Source organism: Catellatospora sp. NPDC049133 (assembly GCF_040648455.1).
Lineage (GTDB): Bacteria > Actinomycetota > Actinomycetes > Mycobacteriales > Micromonosporaceae > Catellatospora > Catellatospora aurea.
In genome coordinates this window covers 1-19318 of sequence record NZ_JBEZDT010000016.1, presented here as the reverse complement: position 1 = coordinate 19318, position 19318 = coordinate 1, and the positions used below count along the sequence as shown (strand labels likewise).

The 19318-nt window shown below is 68.8% G+C and carries 21 protein-coding genes; 4 read left to right on the top strand and 17 right to left on the bottom strand.

Annotated features, from left to right (window positions below; all coding sequences use genetic code 11):
* Positions 1 to 28: 28 nt before the first annotated feature.
* The 14 genes from AB0B35_RS19360 to AB0B35_RS19295 form a co-directional block, all read right to left on the bottom strand.
* A complete protein-coding gene (locus AB0B35_RS19360; protein ID WP_361047105.1) occupies positions 29 to 907 on the bottom strand; it encodes a hypothetical protein in 879 nt (292 codons plus the stop codon).
* 308 nt (positions 908 to 1215) lie between these two features.
* Positions 1216 to 1725, bottom strand: a complete 510-nt coding sequence (locus tag AB0B35_RS19355) for a hypothetical protein (RefSeq protein WP_361047102.1) — start codon at positions 1723 to 1725, stop codon at positions 1216 to 1218.
* A gap of 11 nt (positions 1726 to 1736) precedes the next feature.
* The gene (locus AB0B35_RS19350; RefSeq protein WP_361047099.1) at positions 1737 to 2414 is read right to left on the bottom strand and encodes a hypothetical protein; all 678 of its coding nucleotides are present in this window, start codon (positions 2412 to 2414) and stop codon (positions 1737 to 1739) included.
* 19 nt (positions 2415 to 2433) lie between these two features.
* Positions 2434 to 3006, bottom strand: a complete 573-nt coding sequence (locus AB0B35_RS19345) for a hypothetical protein (RefSeq protein ID WP_361047097.1) — start codon at positions 3004 to 3006, stop codon at positions 2434 to 2436.
* 354 nt (positions 3007 to 3360) lie between these two features.
* The gene (locus AB0B35_RS19340; RefSeq protein ID WP_361047095.1) at positions 3361 to 3855 is read right to left on the bottom strand and encodes a transcriptional regulator; all 495 of its coding nucleotides are present in this window, start codon (positions 3853 to 3855) and stop codon (positions 3361 to 3363) included.
* 185 nt (positions 3856 to 4040) lie between these two features.
* Entirely contained in the window at positions 4041 to 6146 is a 2106-nt protein-coding gene (locus tag AB0B35_RS19335; RefSeq protein WP_361047093.1) for a hypothetical protein, read from the bottom strand.
* 740 nt (positions 6147 to 6886) lie between these two features.
* On the bottom strand, positions 6887 to 7372 hold the full coding sequence (locus AB0B35_RS19330) for a hypothetical protein (protein ID WP_361047090.1): 486 nt from the start codon (positions 7370 to 7372) through the stop codon (positions 6887 to 6889).
* A gap of 12 nt (positions 7373 to 7384) precedes the next feature.
* On the bottom strand, positions 7385 to 9463 hold the full coding sequence (locus AB0B35_RS19325; protein ID WP_361047087.1) for a hypothetical protein: 2079 nt from the start codon (positions 9461 to 9463) through the stop codon (positions 7385 to 7387).
* An 88-nt stretch (positions 9464 to 9551) separates the two neighbouring features.
* Positions 9552 to 10451 (bottom strand): hypothetical protein, encoded by a 900-nt coding sequence (locus AB0B35_RS19320; protein ID WP_361047085.1) that lies wholly within the window; start codon positions 10449 to 10451, stop codon positions 9552 to 9554.
* 1 nt (position 10452) lies between these two features.
* Positions 10453 to 10899 (bottom strand): hypothetical protein, encoded by a 447-nt coding sequence (locus tag AB0B35_RS19315; RefSeq protein WP_361047083.1) that lies wholly within the window; start codon positions 10897 to 10899, stop codon positions 10453 to 10455.
* Positions 10900 to 10930: 31 nt separating this feature from the next.
* On the bottom strand, positions 10931 to 11296 hold the full coding sequence (locus tag AB0B35_RS19310) for a hypothetical protein (RefSeq protein WP_361047081.1): 366 nt from the start codon (positions 11294 to 11296) through the stop codon (positions 10931 to 10933).
* Between the two features lie 426 nt (positions 11297 to 11722).
* Complete coding sequence (locus AB0B35_RS19305; RefSeq protein ID WP_361047079.1) at positions 11723 to 12346, bottom strand: hypothetical protein; 624 nt, start codon at positions 12344 to 12346, stop codon at positions 11723 to 11725.
* Positions 12343 to 12903, bottom strand: coding sequence for a hypothetical protein (locus AB0B35_RS19300; RefSeq protein ID WP_361047077.1), 561 nt, complete (start codon positions 12901 to 12903; stop codon positions 12343 to 12345). Before AB0B35_RS19300 ends, AB0B35_RS19305 begins: the two co-directional genes overlap by 4 nt.
* A gap of 167 nt (positions 12904 to 13070) precedes the next feature.
* Positions 13071 to 13349 carry a hypothetical protein gene (locus AB0B35_RS19295; protein WP_361047074.1) on the bottom strand — a complete coding sequence of 93 codons (279 nt, stop codon included), beginning with the start codon at positions 13347 to 13349 and terminating at the stop codon, positions 13071 to 13073.
* A gap of 297 nt (positions 13350 to 13646) precedes the next feature.
* Here AB0B35_RS19295 and AB0B35_RS19290 point away from each other — a divergent pair, with 297 nt between their 5' ends.
* From AB0B35_RS19290 to AB0B35_RS19275, 4 genes are read left to right on the top strand one after another with little or no spacing between them, the layout of a single operon-like run.
* Complete coding sequence (locus AB0B35_RS19290) at positions 13647 to 14804, top strand: helix-turn-helix domain-containing protein (RefSeq protein ID WP_361047072.1); 1158 nt, start codon at positions 13647 to 13649, stop codon at positions 14802 to 14804.
* Between the two features lie 17 nt (positions 14805 to 14821).
* Entirely contained in the window at positions 14822 to 15412 is a 591-nt protein-coding gene (locus AB0B35_RS19285) for an isochorismatase family cysteine hydrolase (RefSeq protein WP_361047069.1), read from the top strand.
* Between the two features lie 10 nt (positions 15413 to 15422).
* Positions 15423 to 15734, top strand: coding sequence for a hypothetical protein (locus tag AB0B35_RS19280; protein WP_361047066.1), 312 nt, complete (start codon positions 15423 to 15425; stop codon positions 15732 to 15734).
* The gene (locus AB0B35_RS19275) at positions 15731 to 16126 is read left to right on the top strand and encodes a hypothetical protein (protein ID WP_361047064.1); all 396 of its coding nucleotides are present in this window, start codon (positions 15731 to 15733) and stop codon (positions 16124 to 16126) included. Before AB0B35_RS19280 ends, AB0B35_RS19275 begins: the two co-directional genes overlap by 4 nt.
* Positions 16127 to 16234: 108 nt before the next feature.
* Here the strand turns inward: AB0B35_RS19275 and AB0B35_RS19270 are convergent, their stop codons facing one another.
* The 3 genes from AB0B35_RS19270 to AB0B35_RS19260 form a co-directional block, all read right to left on the bottom strand.
* On the bottom strand, positions 16235 to 17560 hold the full coding sequence (locus AB0B35_RS19270; RefSeq protein WP_361047062.1) for a hypothetical protein: 1326 nt from the start codon (positions 17558 to 17560) through the stop codon (positions 16235 to 16237).
* Positions 17557 to 18162 carry a recombinase family protein gene (locus AB0B35_RS19265; protein ID WP_361047060.1) on the bottom strand — a complete coding sequence of 202 codons (606 nt, stop codon included), beginning with the start codon at positions 18160 to 18162 and terminating at the stop codon, positions 17557 to 17559. Before AB0B35_RS19265 ends, AB0B35_RS19270 begins: the two co-directional genes overlap by 4 nt.
* Before the next feature lie 393 nt (positions 18163 to 18555).
* Positions 18556 to 19318: MFS transporter (locus AB0B35_RS19260; protein ID WP_361047057.1), on the bottom strand; the 763-nt coding region annotated here is incomplete at its 5' end.

Here is a 19318-nt window from a genome sequence, read left to right as displayed (position 1 = left end):
CAGGTGAACCCGGCCGGATCGGCCGGGGCTACCACCGGTCCTGGGCGGCGGACAGCGCGGCGACGGCGTCGGCGACGTGCGGGTGGTACTTGCAGTGGTGCGGCCAGATCCTGCCTGTGAGCAGCAGCGATACGGCGTCTTCCAGGCGCTCGACGACGATGTTGTCGTCCCATCCGTACGCGACCGCCTGGGCATGAAGGTCGGGAGAAAAGGCCAGAGCCTGTGCGAGGACGTCGGGTCGGATGGTCAGTCCGAGACGGGCGAAGATCTGCTCTGCGGCGGCGCTGACGTCGGTGTCGGTCACGTCCGGCGGCGTGACGTCCAGCGCGGCGTATCCGGCTTCCCGCAGCACTTCTGCGGCCTGGATGATGTTGGCTCTGGCGTCGTTGCGCCGCTGAATGGACAGGCTGGAGGGCTTGCCGAAACGGTCCAGCTTGCCCGTGTGCGCCACACCGCGCCAGTGGTCGCCATGCGTGTCGTGCCAGCTCATGACGTCTGCGACGGCTGGCGCGCTGGTGTGGTGGCAGGCCCGCAGCAGCCGCTCGCCGATGTCGTCGGGCAGGTCGACAGCCAGCAGGGCGGTGAACTGACGGTCCGCGGCGCCCCACGGACGGCCGCGCCGGCCGCGCACACCGCTGGGCAGTTCTGGCCACTCCTGGTCGAACCAGCCACGGGCGGCCATGTTGTCCCGCAGCGCCGGGAGGATCACCGCAGCGATGCTGCCGCGCAGCCGTCCCGCCTCCCGCAGCACCTTGAACTGCACGTTGTTGTCCGCGCGCATCTGTGCAAGCTCGGCGTTGGCGGTCTGCAGCGCCGCCTCCGTGTCCAGCTCCTGACGCCGGCGGGCTCGCCACCCGGCCTCCACCGGCTGCCACATGGCCACGAGGGCCGTGAGCCCCTGGTACATGTCCTCATCACACCGGACACGGAAGGCGACAGACATGCACCGCAGTCTAAAGCACCAGCATCCGCCCACGATGGCGGCGGTAAGTTACGTTACTTACCGCCGTTGTCAGTGGGGCGCGGCGGCCCGGTCAGCTGTGGGTTCTCAGCGAATCTGCGCAGTGTCCCAGTTGAGTTGAGCAAACCTGCGCATTGGTCCCAGTTGATCTGCACACAATCGACTCGTCTACACCGCGCAGCACACGCGGGCCGGGCATGGTCACCATCTGCACGCAGGGGCCGGCCGACACGCCAGCCGGGCCCTGCGTGCGGTCAGTGCGCAGCTGGCTGGGGCGGGTACCACCACATCTCGAACCACTCGTGCGGGTCCAGGCCGGGCTCGTGGCTGGTGTCGCTGTTGACGACCGTCCAGCCGTCCCGGTCGTGCAGCACCTTGGGCTGGGCGTAGACGAACGTGCGGGCGGGCAGGCCGGTCGGGACGACGATCGTGGCGTGTCGCCAGGCGTAGGCCAGGGTGTAGAGGGACCGGCCGCGCCAGGCGGGCACGTCGTAGCTGTCGGAGCAGCGCAGGATGCGCTGGCCTTCGTGCTCCTCCTCGATGGCGGCGGCCCATGCTGCGGCGATGCGTCGGCCGCCGTGGTGGACGGTAGCGACGCACCAGGTCTTGCCGGGCTTCTCGTCCAGACGCGGGGTTTCGGCGTCACGCCACATCTGCTCCAGCAGCGCGGCGTCGGCGCGGACGGGGCCTAGCAGCTCCTCGTACGCGGCCTCGCCCATGCGCACGGTGACCAGCTCTACGGGCGCGGGGGTGGTCGGGGTCATGGCCTGCTCCTTCACTGGTCGAGTGCGTCGGCCACGAGCCGCGCGAGGATCTGTTCGTCAAGGCCGTCCCGGCGGTACGGCCGCGGGTTGTCCCCACCGTTGACCAGGGGCAATTCCATGTCGTTGCCCTCGACGTCGACGCTGCGGTGTACCCATGCGGCGCCCTCGCGGATCAGGCCGGCCACGACGTCGGCGGGCAGCAGCTCGGCGAGCTGGACGTGGCGGCGGTCGGTGCCGTACTTGGCGCGCACGCGGCCGACACGTACGAACAGCTTGTAACCGAAGTGGGCGCCGGGCGTGGCGTCCAGGTCGGTTGAGAAGTCGCAGAACACGACGGGTGTACCGCCCCGGGCGAGATGGAACGCGGTCGTGCGGTCGCGGACGGTGGCCCAGCCTCGGGCCCACATCGCGGCTTCGACGCGCTGCCAGGTGGCGGCGTCGGCGCCCGCGCCGCGCAGGTACACCGCCGGCGTGAGCGCGGGCTGCTGTGGGGCCTGGCCCTGCGGGTCCTTGCCCTGGATGGCGTAGATCCGGGTGCGGTCCTTGGTGCCCAGCGCTCGGGCGACGTCGCTGACCGGCGTGCTATCGGCCAGGGCGTCGCGGATGGCCTGCTCCTCGGCGAGCTTGGCTGCATCGACGGCCCGGCGGGCGACGGCGATGCGCTGCGGCCATGTGTTCGAGCTGGTCATGGTGTCCTCATTCCTGCGGTCAGCCGGAGTAGCTGTCGAAGTGGTCCTCGCAGGTCCAGCCGAGCGAGGCGAGCATCGTGGGCGTCTTGGGGCAGCCGCGGCGCAGGCAGCGCTTGGTTTCCTGCGGCCGGGTGATGCCCTCGACCAGCGTCGGGGCCGGGAGGGAGGCAGCCGGGGCGCGGCGGGGGCGGCGCGCCGCAGCCCATGCGTCCACGGCGTCGGCGATGACCTGGACATCCTGCGCGGTGGGCAGCGCCCACACTTTGCGCTCGGCATCGAACGCGCCGTGCAGCTTCTTGGCCTGTTCGCGTACCGCGTCGGCCTCGAACGGGATGCGCACGATGTGGCCGCTGTCCAGCGTGGCCTGCACCTGGCTGCGGCGCTGTTCGGCGGCCAGCACCAGCGGCACCACCTGGTCGCGCTTGGCGGTCGACACCCACCGCACGCGCTTGTCGGCGTCCCAGTTGGACTTGAGGGCGATCAGGTCCTGGTTGAGCTGGGACTTGTAGCCGCACCGCACGTAGATGCGGCGGCCTTCCTGCCACGCGCGGTCGATCGGGATGTCTGGGTGGAGGGGCTTAGGGGCGGTCATCAGGGCCTCCTGGCTGGTGAGGGACCATCTCCCTCGCGGTGTATGAGCATCATACATTGGCGTATGACTTTCATACAACGCCAGTCACGACCACATGATCGAACTGAGCCGTGCCCACCACGGAGCAGCACCTGGCCGACCGACCCGTGGCCGCAGCACGGCCCGACCCGGCCCGGCCAGCTACCGCGACGACGCCACCGCGATCGTCATCGGTCGCCACACACCCTGATTTCGCAGATCAACTGGGCACGACCTGAGCCGTCTAAGACCCACTCAATCTGCGCAACCCCAGCTCAGGCCCCCGGGAGTGCGCAGATCGACTGGGAACACACATCAGCCGGGCCGCCGCCGCGTTCAGAGAGCGATGATCGCGGTGGCCACCCACAGCCAGCCCTTGTGCCACGCCTGGTCCAGCTCGAACGCGCCGCTTCCAGGTCCGTACTCGAACCTGCCGTCGGCGAGCGGCTTGGCATTGTGCTGGAAGTAGCCGCCTGAGCCGACCGCCTCCGCGATGCGGCGCAGCGGCAGGCGTCGGTCGGCGACGTAGTGGGTGATGGCGGAGACGGCCAGGCCCGCGGCGAGCTGGACCGGGGACACGATCATGTGCCCGGTCCACATGTAGCCCGCCGCGATGACCGGTGCGAGGAAGGCCCCGTTGGTGGCGGTGTACGTAGCGACGTGCCGGGCGCACGCCAGCCGGCCGACCCAGCCGGGGAGATCCTTGTGAGTTGCCTGGTGGGCGGTCTGCATCCAATGGTCAGCGACGGGGTGGGAGGCGGCCAGCGCGGCCCACACGGCGGCGATGAGCGCCAAGTGGAAGATCAGCGCGGGAGGGATGGGCTGAGGCATGATGTTCTTGCTCCTTCACCGGAGTGCGGGCGACCTAGCTGTCCAGGCGGGGGTCGCCCGCTTTTTCTTCTGGGGCTGAACGGTTGTGCTAGCTCGATCCTGGTCTGTCCGGCGTGGACACTTCTGCCCAGTGCCTGGCAGTTCGGCGGTGGCATTTGCCACAGGGGCGGAAAACTAACAGCGCTTCATAGGCCCTCCTCCCGCAGAATTCCGTGGAATACGCGGCTGACAGCGCTGTTAGTTTCTGCGCGCTCTGCGGGTACGGGCGGCTGCGCCACTGGCGGCCATTCGACATCCACGCTGCTCACCTGCGCGGTGACGGGCACGGCGGGCGCGGTGCGGCGGGCGTCGCGCTGGTGGGTGGGCGACGTCGGGCCCGGCCGTTGCGTCCAGCGGTGACGGACCTTGGCGAGCTCGGCCTCCGCCGCGGCGCTGCGCTGGCGCGGCGCCGCCGGGCCGGGCCGCCGGCCAGCGGCCTCGGCTTCGCGCCGGGCGATCGCCTCGTCCAGCGCCGCGACCTTCTCGGCCGCGCTGACGCGCGGCGGCCGGGCCGGATCCGCCGGGGCCAGCACCTTGGCCAGCCAGCTGAGCGGGTGCGTGAGATCCGGACGGACCTTGTCGTAGCCGAGTTTGGCCAGGCCACGCATGATCCAGCCGTGGATGTCCTCGATGGTCCACGCCTCTGAGAACCGTGCCACCGTGGCTGCGAGCTGGACCCTCGGTGTATCCCTTAGCCAGGAAAAACGCTTGTCAGCACGCATCTGGTCGGCCAGAAGGTATGCTCCAGCCGGTGGTCCAGCACGGCGCGTGCCACCCCTCCTAATCGGTGAGCGCGAAGCGCCGATATCTGCCCGGCCGCCAGGCCGGGAGCCTGTTCCGCAGTGACGGAAGATCAATTTGAGTGCTGGGGAGTAACCCACCACCAAGCAGGAACTTACGTACTCACCTTGGTCACCTCCAGGGGGGGACAGAAAAGTCCGCAGGGAATGAAGCCGACCCAGGACCCTGCGAGCTGCCTGCTCGGCGGGCCTGCGCAGCTCGGCGTCACGGGTGCTGGCCATATCAGCCAGCTCCTGCACCGCGTCGGCCTCGGCATTGGCGGCGGTGAGCGCCCGCTCGCTGGCGATGTCGCGTAGCTCCTGCAGCAGGGATCGGGAGGCACCGAGCAGGTCGCGCTCGTGGATGCGGGTGGCCAGGTCCGGGTGGATCCGCGAGAGGGCCACCGCGTTGATGCTCGTCCACTCGTTGCGCAGGTTGGAGCCTGCCTTGCGGGCCAGCTTGTCGGCCAGCGGCCGGGCCCCACCGAGGTAGACCGGGTAGCGGGGCTGGCCCGGCTTGCCGTGGTCGACCAGGCGCGGTGAACCGTCGGCGTCGGTGCGGACCATCGGCTGCGTCCACCGCACCGTGGTTCCGTCGCGCAACGGCACCTCCAGGGCTTCGAGTGCACGGCAGCTGGCACGGACGGTTTCCGGGGTGCAGCCCCACACCAGAGCCGTGAACTCCTTCCCCGGGCGCGACTGCGCGCCCGACTCGTGGTTGCCGACGACCGTCATCAGCGCAGCGATGCGCTCCACGTAGGAGGTCCGGCCGTATCCCGACCGGCCTGCGCGGTACACCGCCAGCGCCACGGCCAGGCGCAGCAGCGCGGGCGAGCCGCCCTGCAGGAGCATGTCGATCTGCGCGATCAGCGCGGTCCAGGTCTTCCGGTCCTGCTCAGCGGCGGCCTTGTCCGCGGTGAGCTGGTCCCAGCGGGCCTGCCAGGGCTTGCCGCCCCACACCACCGGCGCGGCCTGTCCGCCGGCGGGCAGCGGGTCGGCGCGGCGCGGCCGGGGCGGGGCGATCAGGCGGCGGCACAGTGGGCAGGCGAGCGGGTCGTGCGGGGCCTGTCCCTGCTGGGGCACGAGGTTGAGGCGGGCGTGGCGGTCCAGGCAGCCGAGACAGCAGCGCAGGCCCGGCGCGCGGGTGACGCCGAGGCGCAGCAGGCCGCGCATCTGGCAGGGCTGGCAGGATGCCTGCTCACCGGTGCGGTAGTGGCGCTCGATGCGCTCGTCGAGCAGGTCGAGACCGGCCAGCACGAGCTGGCCCGCGCGCTCGGCGGGCCGGGCCGGTCGCAGCTGCGCCACGTGTACGTCGGGCAGGAGGTGGGCCAGGCACAGCCCGCGCTCCAGCGCCTGGGTGGCTTCGCTCAGCTGCAGACCGAGCTCGGCGCAGTCGCGGCACAGCACCGCGGTGGCGGCGTCGGCCTCCGGCTTGCGGGGCGAAGGCAGCAGGGCACTCAGCGGCGCGGTCACCAGGCCACCCCCATCCCGGCGGCGACGGTGGATCCGGCTCCGGTCAGGTGACGAGCGGGTGTCGGGGACGTAACGGCGCGGTGGATCTGTCCGACATGCGCAGACGATTTCAGGTACGGCGCATCGCCCGACCAGGTGCTCTGACCTGCCCGAACGAGGGCAGCGTCAAGCCCGGTTAGGGGTGATGTGTTCTCCAGGCGTGTGACATCAGCCCGGACCTGGGTGACATCGCCGACGCGATGCCTTATCTTGGTGGTAAGCGCGCATGGTCTACCCATGCAACCACCCGCCGTCCGGCGGGCCCATGGCGAAAGGACCTCCTAGTAGGGAGGACCTAAGCGCAAGGCCCTCCTTCGGTGGATCCCAGCGGCGGCCCTGGACTGCTTTAGCCGGCTTACCCAGGGCGCCGCTGCTTTTTGTATTCAGTTGCTGAAGTCGCGGTGTGTTCCTCCTTAGGCGGCGGCCTCCCCGACGATGGGTAGACGGCCTTGGCCGGGCAGCGGGAAGTTGAGGACCGTAGCAAGGCCCTCCACCAGCAGGTCGTTCACCGGTATGCCCTCGGCCGCCGCGCGAGCTTCCGCAGCGTCCCAGAGTTCCTTCGGCACACGAGCCTTGGTCTCGTGGCGCGGACCCAGCCAGGGCCGCCCACGTCGTCCTGTCCCACGTACCCTCGCCATAACAGATGTTTCTACACCCTTTTCCTGGGTACAGAAATGCGCCGCGCCGATCTTTTTTCGTGGTCATCCTCCGACCGCCTGTAGCTGGTCCTGGATGGACGGACGCGGCCACCACATGCCTTGCGCGCCGAGGCAATCGATGGGCTGGTCAAGCCGGATTACGTTCGACAGGCATAGATGCCAGGCCGTCGCGTAACGACTACCGTCGGCATCGCCCCACGGCGCGCAACACACACCTTCTCCGGCGTGTCGCGCCCGGTGGCAGTCGACGAGGTCGGCGACAGCGACGATCGCGCCGATCACCCTGACGCCCGGATCGCGCAGCCCTTCGGCATGAATGCGGCCATCGGCCTGGGCGTGCTGCTCGGCCGCGAGGATCCGCGCGTCGCGGAACGCGGCGACGTCGAGCGCCCCTGCGGCGTGGACGGCTATCCGTCCTCGGTGATGCCAGGCGCGGCCACGGTTCTCGACCTGCTTGACGCCTTCGGCGATCGCCCACGACCACGGGTACCGCACAGTGATGGCGGGGATGGTGACCTGCTGCATCATGTGTACGCCGTCCTAGGCTGCTACGAGCAGGTCGTAGTGGCCGAACCGCGAGTTGTGGATCAGCCCGAGGTCGACCAGCTCGTTGAGCAGGTTGTGGACCTGGCTGGCGCTGTAGCCGGTCACCATCGTGATGCGCTTGGGCGAGTTGTTGCCCGTGCGGATCGCTTCCAGCACCAGGCGCTGGCCGTCCTTGAGCGCGACCGTGCGACCGGCGCGGCTCGTGTCGGCGGCCGGGCTGGCTGCGGGGGTGGCCATAGGCGTCAGCCAGGGCATCGGCACCCGGTTGACCACCAGCGACTCGTCACCGGCCGCGCCCGCGACGACCGTGCTGCTGGGGGCGGAGGCGGGCGTGCCCTGCGAGGCGCGGTTGATCGCGTCGACGTCGAGCAGCCCGGCCTGGGCCATCGCGATCAGCTCCATGTCGGCGGCCATCTGCTCCTCGGCCTCCTCGTGGCGGCGGGCGTACCGCTCACCGGCCACGTTGGCCTGGACCGGCGACAGGCTGCGCCACTTGATGCGGTGCGGCCAGATGCCGGCCATCTCGTCGGTGACCCAGAACCCCCGGTAGGGCGCGGAGCGCTCACCCGCGCGGGGGTTGCACAGATAGCCGTAGCCGGGCAGGTCCGGGAACGAGGTCGGGTCGATGTCGACCTTGAATACCTGCTTGGCGTTGCCCGTCTTGCTGGCCAGCAGCAGGCCGTTGCCGGACAGCAAGCTCGCCCGCAGGGTGTCGGCGCCGTTGTTCTGCGACGTCAGCGCGCCGCCGAATGCATCAAGAGTGGGCGACTGGCTGGCCATGAGCAGCGCGACACCGACCTTGCGTCCCTCGCGGGCGATGGTCAGGGCCATGTTCTGGCAGGCCGCGGCGTGCGGGTTCTGGTTGGCGTCGAAGACCTTGTGGCACTCGTCGAGGACGACGAACAGGCCCGCCCGCTCCTGTGTCGGGGTGAACCCGGACTGCTTGTTCTGCCGATTGATCGCTCCGTTGATCCGCATGACCAGCAGCGCGCACGCCAGCATGTTGTAGATGGCGTCGAAGGTGACGGCCGAGTAATCGGCGTGCTCGACCAGCAGCGGGGAGCTGTCGCCGTGCTGGCCGTCGCCGTACCAGATGACGGTGGGGTGGGTGCGGCTGGCCGCGAGCGCCATGCAGATCGACTCGATCGTGCGGCTCTTGCCGCTGCCGGGGCCGCCCTGGATGTAGCCGCCGAACATGCCCTGGTTGCGGTAGACGGTGAACTGGGCCATGCCCTCGCCGTCGATGAAGGGGCCGAGGTTGACCGCGCCGGAGGCGCTGTCGAAACTGCGCTCGGGGCCGGGCCAGCCGCGCGGTTCGCGCACCTGCGGCTTGGTGACCACGGTGAGGATCGCGGTGGGGGCAGGCAGGTCGGGGTGCTCCTCGACGATGACGGACTGGCCAGGCATGAGCTGGAGCCCCGACCGCAGCGTCTCGACTTCCTTGGCGACGGCGGCGACGGTCTGCACGCCGGGCACCAGCCGCAGGGTGTAGCGGTATCCCGCGCGGATGATCTCGGGGTCTTCCAGGGTGGAACCGGCGAAGGTGCCGTTGGGGCGGCCGAGGTTGTTCTTCCAGCGGGTGATGTAGAGGTCGTTGTCGTCGGGGGTCGGCATCGTCGACAGCAACAGCGCGGGCTCGACCAGGTTCAGCTTGGGGCGGTGCTCGCGCCAGTAGAGCAGCGACAGCCCGGTGCCGACGATGGTCAGCGCAGCCAACGCGCTGGTGGACATGCCGTTGTAGGTGACCGCGCTCAGCCAGGCCGCGCTCAGCAGCCAGGCCGCGCGGAGGCGCAGGCGCAGCTGGCGGGACATCGGCCGGCGGCGCCGGTGCGTGTAGGCAGCGACCACCGCGACGACGAAGGCGGTGGCAGCGATGCCGGAGGCCACGTCGGCGTCCTCGCCGGTGGCGTTCATGGCGATGCGGGCGGCTCCGGCAGCCATCACCAGCAGGCTCATCGCCAGCCACGGGGCGGCTTGGGCGCGCATCCCCACGGGGGTCGGCTCGTCCTCGACCACGTCCACGACGTCGTCGGCGAGCTGGTCGGCGGGAAGCTGGGTGTCGGTGGCGTTCATCGGAACCTCCGGCAGGTGAGTCAGGTAGTTCTGGATCCGTCGGGTCGGGGTGCTGAGGGTGGCAGCGAGTGCTGCCACCCTCAGCGGGTCAGCGGCCGGAGGTGAGGAAGTCCTTGTCACCCGCGCCCTGGACCTGGTCGTACGCCTCCTGGACGCGCTTCTGCTCCAGGAGCTTGTTCAGGTGGGCGGTGACGAAGTCGGCCAGCTCGTCGGCCTTGGACTGCATGTCCTTGGCCGTGGTGAGCTGGTCGCCGCCGCACTTCGAGCGGGTCAGTACGCCGATGTACTGCTCGTTGGCGGCGGTGGTGTGGCGCAGGATCTCGTCCCGCAGCGCGGTGGTGTACGTGATGGCCTGGTCCAGGCCGTTGACCTCGGTCGTCATGGAAGCTCCTTCAGGGCTGGCGGTGTCGGCGTTGAATCGGGGGTGGGTCCGGACGACAGCTAGGGGACGCGTGTCGACAGGCTGAGCAGCCGGTGCCTGATCGGCGGCAGGGACGGCCGGTCGGGCGACCGCGCCGCGCTTGCAGGTCGGGCAATCCGGGGAGACGCAGTAGTCGTGGATGTCGTGCAGCACGTTGCGCGTGTCGGGCGCTGCGTCGGCCGGCGCCGAGACCGGGGTGGGCTGTGCCGACTGCGGCTGATCGGCGTCGATGGGGACGGCCACACGCTGGGCTGTCGGCAGCGGAACCTGGGGCTGGCGGACCGGCTGGTCCAGCCGCGAGGTTGTCACCGCCGGGGTCGTGTCTGGTGCCGGTGTCGCCGACGCGCGCCGGGCCCGGCGCCGCTTGGTGTGCGCCTCGAGTTCGTCCGACGCGATGTCGGCGGCCCAGTCCCACACCGTGTAGCGGTCGGAGTCCCGGCGCTCCTTGTACTTCTGCTTGCGCATCTCCAGTCGCGGGTTCGGCTGGCGTTGTACCAGGGCAAGCGTGTCCAGGACGGCGTTCTTGATGAGCGCCACGAGCACCATCAGGACCAGGATTTCGCCCATCTCACACCGCCGATCGCGAACGCGACCGTGTGACCACGCGCTTGGCCATGAGGATCGTCGCGGCGATGCACAGGATCGCCAGGCCGGTCGACGACGACGCCCCGAGCCATTCGCGCAGTCCGCTGTCGACCCAGGCGGACAGCTTGTGGGTCAGATCGGTGATGGTGTCGCCGAGCTTGCCCGGGGCTGCAGACGCCAGCGTCGGGATGACCAGCATCGAGAACACCGCAGCCCGGTTGGGCTCCGCGTCGACGACGATGTCGAGCACGGTGGCTCCCACCGCGGCGAGCAGCGCCAGCGGCGCAACCCACTCCCACGGCAGCAGGTGAATGACCCAACGGACGATCTCACCGATGAACGTGCTGACGGCGAACGTTCCGCCGACCAGGGCAACGCCGAGCGAGGCCCAGGCCAGGGCGTCGATGGCTCGCTTTCGGGCGGCGCGCACTGCGACAGAGACACCTGCCATCGGGAACCTCCTAGAGGAACAGCCAGGACAGGAAGCCCTGGACGGGGTGGAGGGCGTACTCGATCAGCCACGGCCCGGCGGGCGTGGCCAAGACGAGCCGCCAGATGACGAAGACGGCAAGCGTTCGGGTGAAGCGCTGCGAGATCCACTCGACGTAGCGGCTGGCGATGGTCACGGGCATCGCGACCATCGCGAACCAGCCGATCCCCAGCCGACGCACCAGCCCGCCGCTGTATGTCCACGTGCCGTACCGGGCGTAGTCGCGCAGCTGGAACACCGACGGCGGGCGCTCGGTGAGCACCGACGGGGGCGTGAAGTAGACCGCGAGGCGGGCAGGCAGCGCCTGGACCCAGGCGCGGAGATCGTCGCCGGACACCGTCACGGTGCTGACGTCGATCTCTACATCACCGGCCCGCCGCGCGGACTGGTCCGATGCCCGAAGACTTCCGGCATCCGGAGGCAGCCGACGCCCGGACCGCGTCGGCCGGTCCCGCAGTGCCTCCGCCCGCGCGGGTGGGGTCTGCGGTTCCTGCACCGGCCCTGCCGGTCGGTGCCCGGCTGGCGGCTCCTGCATGTCGGCCAGGTCGCCAACGGATGCCGACAAGATCCGGCCGAGCGGACGGTCGGTTTCAGACGTGGTCATGGTCTTCTCCCGTCCGAGTCGAGGCGGCCTCGACGGCACGCCGCACGCGAGCGTCTTCGATGCCGCCGGTGGGCGCTCCCGCCGCGAATCGCTCGGCGACCAGCGCGCGATAGGCAGCCCCATCGGCGCCATTCCGTGGAATGCGCGATCCGGGCGGGGTCACAGCCGATCACCCGCCCCGTCGAGCGCCCGCTCCCACACCTCGTTGGCCCGCTCCTCGCGAGCGCTGCTCGCCGGTAGCGTCGGCCCGGCCGCCAGGCTGGCCACCAACTCACGATCGTCGGCGGGAAGCGTGACCAGCGGGAACGCCGGAGTGGCAGACAGCAGGAGAGCGCAGGTCGGGTCGAGGCCCGGCAGCAGCTCCCACTCCATGTCGGTGACCGCACCGGCGGCGAACGCGACAGTGCGCTCGGCCAGCCGCTGAATCTCGTCCCGGCCGGTCCACCGCGGGCGCACCACGGTGGACGTTCCGGCAACGGTCAGTGCCCCCGGCACAGGGGCTGCGAGCACCATCCACTGGTGACCAGCCCGTTCGGTCGTAACTCGGTCGCACCGGCCGTCCAGCCACACCGAAGCGATCGGAGCCAGGTGTCGCAGGTCCGGGGTTACCTGCTGGGTCGCCTCAGCGAGCGCAGCGACGTCATCGGCGCTGTGGTCGTCCAGGTGACCCACGATCGGGATCAGGCCGTACGGCGACTCGGCCCGCTCGAACAGCAGCACGCTGCTATCGGGTGCCATGAGCAGCACGCAGACGGCAGCGTTGCAGCAGACCTGGCGGCTCACTGGGCCGCTCCGTGTATCTCGGCGCGCGCTGGAGCACTGCGCGTGACTCGCAGGCGTGCGAGCTCGCAGTCGGCCTCCGCCGGCCACAGCTCCGGGGCAGCGGCCGCTGCGAGTCCCAGGACGATAAAGCCCGGGTACGCAGCGAGATCGCGGGCGGTCGCCTCGTCGACGTATGCCGCACGGCCCGTGCGCTCGTCGAGGACGAGAACCGCGTCCTGGTCGACCGGACTGTCGGTCGCCTTACGCAGTTCCAGCAGCTCAGCACGAGCCACCCGGCCCGTCCCGCCGTAGACCGCACGGTCAGCCGCAGCGAATCGCAGACCGTACTCCAGGCAGATGCCGATGATCGGGCACCCGTCACACAGAGCCGGGGCGCTCGCCTCGAACTCGACGAGCGACAGCGGGCCGGCGGGGTCGAAGTGGAACGCCTCGGCCGCATAGTCGCTGCACTTGCGAGTGCAGCGAACGCGGTCCAGCTCCTCGCTGACCTGCTGATCGGTCAGGTTGGCGTAGTCGAGCGGGAAGTCGTCTCCCGCTAGGATCAGGGCACGTGTCATTGCAGCCTCCTTTCAGAGGTCGTGCAGTGTCCGAGCCCTCGCACCAGGTCGGTCCGCCAAGACAAAGTCCTGGGCGAGGGCGTCTTTGTATTCACAGCGACTAACCTTGCTGCACGCGTGCAGCAAGGTTAGGGTACGTTGTGGCCACGGCTCAAACAAGAACTGCGTTACTGCTCGGCGGAGGTCGAACGCCGCTTGGTGTTGCGGGCGCCCTGACCAGGACGTGTCCGCGCGTACTCGCGAATCACGTCGGGCCGCCAGCGCGGCAACTGGCCGAGCTTTTCCTCGTCCTTGGCCTTGGGGGCGTATCCCCGGCTGGTGTAGGTAGACCAGGTGCCCCGCTTGATCTTGATCCCGACCGCTTCCAGGTAGCGCAGGACATGGTGAGTGAACCACCAATCCTGCGGCAGGTCGGCGGGCTCTCGGGGGTCGCGGTCGACGGACATCGCCATCGAGAGTAGGGGACGAATCGTGTACCGCGCACTCGCCTCCATGGCAAACGGGTCGCATGTCCTCGCCACCTCCCCAAGATTGATCACACCAGCCATCCACTCGATGGTCGGGGACAGTGATCGCGATCGACAGAGGACGGAGGCGGACGCAAGCGGACGTGAGCTGTGTCCGGGGTCGGTGCCACCAGCAGCAGGTAGAGCCGAGGCCGCAGTAGGCAAAACCCGTAGGTGCGGCGATGGATCACTCTCGCTTAACATGAGCCGCACTCGCATGATCAGGAGGACTCAGTGATGTCGCCTACCGACACCGGTCCGCCTCGGCACAATGCCCTCGCCGGTCGCCTGCGGCGTCAGCGCGGTTGGTCACAGGCTCGCCTAGCGCACGAATTTCAGGTCCTGGGCCGCAAGCTGGGCCTGTCAGTTCCCGAGAGCATCGACAACATAGTTCGCCAGATCCGGCGCGTCGAAGGTGGCGGCGTTGATACCCCCAGCGAGATGTACGTAACGCTGTGGTGCGCGGCCTTTCAGATCGACGCGGCAGAGCTGTTCGGCATGCTCGACGCCCCATCAACGGACGCTCCGGGCCGGTTCGCAGTCGCAAGCCACAAGTTCATCCCGGTGTACTTGGCGGCCAGCGGATCTCCAACGAGTAGATGGCCGGGCCTCGCTGCGGCAGCCGGTCAGTGGACAGATTGCCTCGCTGGGCAGCTCCGCCATCCAGCAGGGCAGGCCCACGTGTACGTCTGGCCCTTCGACGTCGCCGTGGTGCACCTCAAGGAAGACCTCAACCCCGCCAGCATCTCGGAACTGGCTCTCTGGCGCAGATCGACCTATCCGCAGTCACAAGCGTGGGTCGATCATCAGCTACAGCAGGTCTTCGGGCCTCACGCGCCCAAGACCTCCTACGTCTTTTCCGCCTACTGGGTGCACCGGCCGAACTGGCCCAGCGACCAACTCGACGCGGCCATGCGACTGCTCTCGATGCCTTCGGTGCTGCTGGAGCGCGCTGGACAGTTGGACGACGAGACGACAGCCCAAGGCGCTGCGGAGCTTGTTGAGCGGCAACTGCTCAAGGAGGGTTCCGTCGAACGTGCTGACCTCGTGTCCTTCGGGCAGCGCGGTGTGTCGATCGGGTACGCATCGTGGTCGAGCATCGCCTACCATCCGGTGGCCCCAATGCGCGCCTTGGCCGTGGAGGAGCTTGTGACCTGCGAACTCCTGGTTCAGGCAGTCTGGTGCTACACCCATAGCATCCTGAGCCAGGTCGAGGTGGGTCTAGACCCTGTCATCAGCGCTGACTTCGGCTGGCGGTTCCTTCGCGGCGTCCGGTCACGCTTGACAGCGCCGCGTCCACTTGAGACAGGTCAGCACATCAGTATGAGAGACGCTGTACTCGGGACGAGCCGGCTTACGGCGCAGATCGATGCCGCGATCGATGCTCTGCGATAAACTCCGAGGGGAGAACCGTGCATCTGAAGAACTGCGTGCTGGTGGTGGTCGACGTCCAGAACGGGTTTGTCCACCCGCAGTCCGCGCACGCCGTGCCGGTCGTGCTCGATCTCGTGCAGCGCTGGGAGGCCGCCGGCGGCGACATGGTGTTCACCCGGTTCATCAACCAGCCCGACAGCCTCTTTGTCCGGCTTTTCGACTGGCCCCAGCTCATGACCTCACCGCAGATCGACTTGATCGACGACCTCGTGGAACCCGCCGCCCGCTCCCGCGGCATCATCGACAAGCCCGCCTACACACCGTTCACCGAGGCTGGTGTCGACCTGTTCACGAAGGGCGGCTGGACGGACATGTTCGTGTGCGGCCTCACAACCGAGTCTTGCGTCCTCGCGACCGCCCTCGACGCCTTCCAGCACGGGATAGTGCCTTGGGTCGTCACGGACGCGACAGCGACACACGCAGGGCCCGCCGCCTTCGAGTCCGGCTTACTGGTCACCCGGCGGTTCGTTGGTCCACGCCAGCTTGTTCAGATGACCGACCTCACCATTGGCGCAGATGGCATCGTCGTCGCCGAGCGGGACATCAAGATCGTTCACAACATCACCTGACTCGGTCATCATGGTGATGATCTTTTCCTACTTCTGGCGCGGAATCTTCCTACCGGGTTATCCTGCCGGTATGGCAGTGTCGAAGTTCTCGATTTCCGTCCCGGAGGATGTGGCGCAGCAGCTCGCCACGGTGTCGAACATCTCCGAGTACGTGACTGAGGCGGTCCGGCGTCGGCGCCGCAGCGACATGCTGCGGAATACGTTCGCCGAGGCGGGTCTGATGGTCACGGACGAGGGTGTCGCGGCTATGGGCCACCGGGTGTCGGCGAAACTCACGGCTCGGCGGGCGAAGACCACGCGGAGCCGCAGGCAGGCCGCGTGAGCGTGCACGTCGTGCTCGATCCCTCTGCCTTGATCGCGTACGGCGAGCTGGGGCCGCACTCGCTGGCGGTTGCCGAGCTGATGGCCTCGGTCGATGAAAACCTCGGGCTCGTGGGGGTGCCGGCACTCAGTGTGCTGGAGTCTTACGCCGCCCTCGACGACACCGGGCGAGCCGCCCTCGATGCTCTGTTCACCCGGACCGATGGCGCGGTGGTGGTCCTGCCTCTGCTCGCTGAGGCGACCCTGGACCTGGCTCACCGGCCGGATGGGGTCACGGCCGCTCATGCGCACGTGCGCCTGGCGGCCGACGAGCATGAGGCGCTGGTCGCCACATACCACCCTGAGCTGTTCGGCGACCTGGACGAGGACAGTGTCTTAGACCTAGGCGAGTAGGTCGCCTGTGTGCCGTATCGTCGTGTACTTGCGGGGCTCACGTCCCGTAGACGGCGGAGCCGCCGTCCGGATAGGTCCCGGACGGCGGCTCCGTTGTTGTAGCTGGCCTTAAGCGTGCACGTCGACGAGCGCGGCGTCGGGCACACGGCGATCTCCTTCGCGCAGTGGTGCCAGACGAATCCTGGCGGCGGCGATCCGGTCGTTGGCCCATCGCGGGCCGCGGACCACGGCTGGGTGCTGGTCCATGAAGACCGCGAGCAGAGCCGGACCGTTCAGCTCCTCGCCCTGCAGCGCCCGCCCGATCCACAGCTGCTCGGCCCGCTCGTTGATCAGGTTGTTGATCCCGCGCGGGGTCAGACCCTCGAACTCCGGGTCGTTGCCATTGATCGGCGGACCCGACACTGGGTCGTCGGCCTGCTCCGGAAGCCGGTCCTGCTGATGCGGGTGAATGAGCGGGGCGTCGGCCTCCGCCGACAGGAGCGGCAGGTCTACACGCTGCTCGTCCCGCGGGGCGGCAGGCTGCTGAGGGATGGCCGACTGCGGTGCCGGAGACGGGGTGAGGGCAACGAGAGCCTGGGCGGCTCGGGCAGCCTCGGCCGCCGCGAGCCGAGCCTCCTGGCGACGCTCCTCGACCCGCAGAGGGTCTGTGCGCTGCTCGATCTCGTGCACGAGCGCGACCCGGCGAGCGACTTCGTCGACCATTTCCTCGGTGGCGAGCAGGCCCAGACGCCGCAGTTTGCTGGCCCGGATGGGCCGCAGCAGCTTCCATCCGTGGTGCAGCTTGTGCGACGCCGTCGTCAGCCGGCGGACCTGCCGCTCCGCGTGGACGTCGATGAGATCGGCGTCGGTCGGGTCGAGCGCGCCGAGGGCGACACCGATCCGGCGCGGCGTCCAGCGCCAGGAACCGGCCTTGCGCTTCGGGGCGGCAGGGTCGTCGCTGTCCTTGTCTTTGACGATCGCCGGGGCATAGGGGATCCACCAGACGATCAGCGCCAGGATGGGCAGGATGAGCCGCGCTACCGCCTCGGCCGCGTTGTCCGCGGTGAACGCCACGGCCAGGCCCATGGCACCGGCCACGCCCCACACCAGTCGGCCGGGCCAGCCCAGGTTGTCGTGCTTGCCGTGGTGCAGGTCGGCGAACGCTGCCAGGGTGAGCAGCAGCCCGGAGGTCAGGCCGGCGAACACCCAGGCGACCGGGCCCTTGACGCCGGTGGCCATGGCCAGCTCGTGCAGACCCTGAGCTTCCCAGGCCAGCACCAGGGGGGTAACCACGGCGCGGCCGAACTTGGCGGCGCGCTCCGAGTCGCGGAGGCGGCGCCACACCATCGGCAGCAGCGCGAGCACCACGGCACCGATCAGGACTGGCGTCCACTGGGTGATGATCGGCGCGAGCATGGCCCACACCTCCTCGGGGCTCATCACGTCGAAGTTCACTTGGCCTTCCTCTCGTTTGTCCTCATGACAGGTTCGGATCCCTTCTTAGCCTGGCTGGGTCTGACGTAGCGGTAGAGGGTTGCGCGGGAGATCCCGAACTCGGCCGCGATCGCTTCCGCTGTCATCTCGCGCTGGTCGTACAGCCGCTGTGCGCGTTCGGCCTGTTCGGGCGTCAGGGTTTGGGTTCGGCCGCCTTGCCGGCCTCGTGCCCTACCGGCGGCGCTGCTCCGCACGGCCTGGCTGCGAACGATGCTCACCTGGCCAGGGAGCTGCATCAGACCCTCGATGAGGTCTGCGTAGCCGGGGTGATTGCTGTCGATCGACTCTGTGATGCTACGGAATCGCACGCCCTCGTGTTGCAGCGCCGCCAGCATCTCCACCAGCCGGACCAAAGCCCAGTGCAGGTCGGCCAGTCTCACGACGGTGAGCGTGTCGCCGTCGGCGAGGCCGGCTCGCAGCCTGACCCATACCGGTCGGATGGATCGAGTGCCGGTGACCCGCTCCAACTGGACATCGTCACAGCCCGCAGCGCGTAGGGCAGCAGCCTCTTCCTGGCCGTCACCTGCGGCGAGACGTGCGTAGCCGACGGAACGAGCAGTCACGACCAAGCCCCTTCTTACACGCCGAATCTGAACCGAGTGTATCATATTTGCACGTCAGTGCATATTTGAGACATAGATTTTGAGACCTTTTGTGAGATGCAGTGGCTGACGGCATGAAGGACTGGCGACTGTTGGTTTCCAGAGTCGACTTCACCGAATGACCAATCCTGTCCGCTACAACTTCGCGAGCACGGCGAGTGCCTGTAGATGAGCACGGACAACGCTCGACCAGCGTGCTTGCGCGTTGGTCGAGCAAGCCACCTGTACCCGGCCGAGCTCTGGCAGAAAGGTGCACTCTCACCGTGCAGCCAATTCGCAGAGCGACCCAGGGGGTCGGGCTGCGAACCGCTGCCCGACCCCCTGGCTATTCCGAGGAATCTAATCTGGCGCTAGCTAAGGTGCGGGCGAGTGGGCCTGCATACCCAGGCAGACCACAGCGGTTAGTAGCCCCGCGACCGCCCCGCCGACCCACAGCAGACCCGGCGCGCCGGCGGCCGCCGCCCCAGCAGCGAGCAGAGGAGCAGCGATGGCCGCGAGTCCTTGGGTGGCGCCCCACACCCCGAAGTAGAGTCCGCGCAGGTGCTCTGGTGCGATCGCGGCAACGACCGCCGGCGACGCGGTAAGGAAGCACACTTCGCCTGCGACCCAGATCGGGATTGTCGCCGCCATCCATCCCAGGTTCGGGGCGAGTCCCGTGAGGGCGAGTCCGCCGCCGACGGTGAGAGCGCCGACAGCGCACATGACCAGCGGAGCCGTGTTCGTGATGCGTTGTTGAGCCAGGACCTGGACGACGACCACCACAGCTGGGTCGAGTGCCAGAAGCAGGCCGTAGCCGAGGGGGGATGCGCCCGCGTCGGCCAGCAGGCTGGGCAGCGTGACCACTGACTGGGTGTGGACGGTGTAGAAGGTCAGCGAGACGAGGCAGAACCCGGCGAGCTTCTTGTCGTGCAGGGTCGCCCGCATGGTGATCTGCGGCGCCAGCCGCGGCCTACGTGCGTTGGTCTCCGGGACGGCCCGGTATACGACGATGCCGAACACGATGTTGATGGCGGCGTTAGCGACGAACAGAGCGCCGAAGGCCCGCTCGGCAAGCAACCCTCCGAGCGCACAGGACAGCATCCGAGAGGCGTTCATGACCAGGTACAACAAGCCGAGC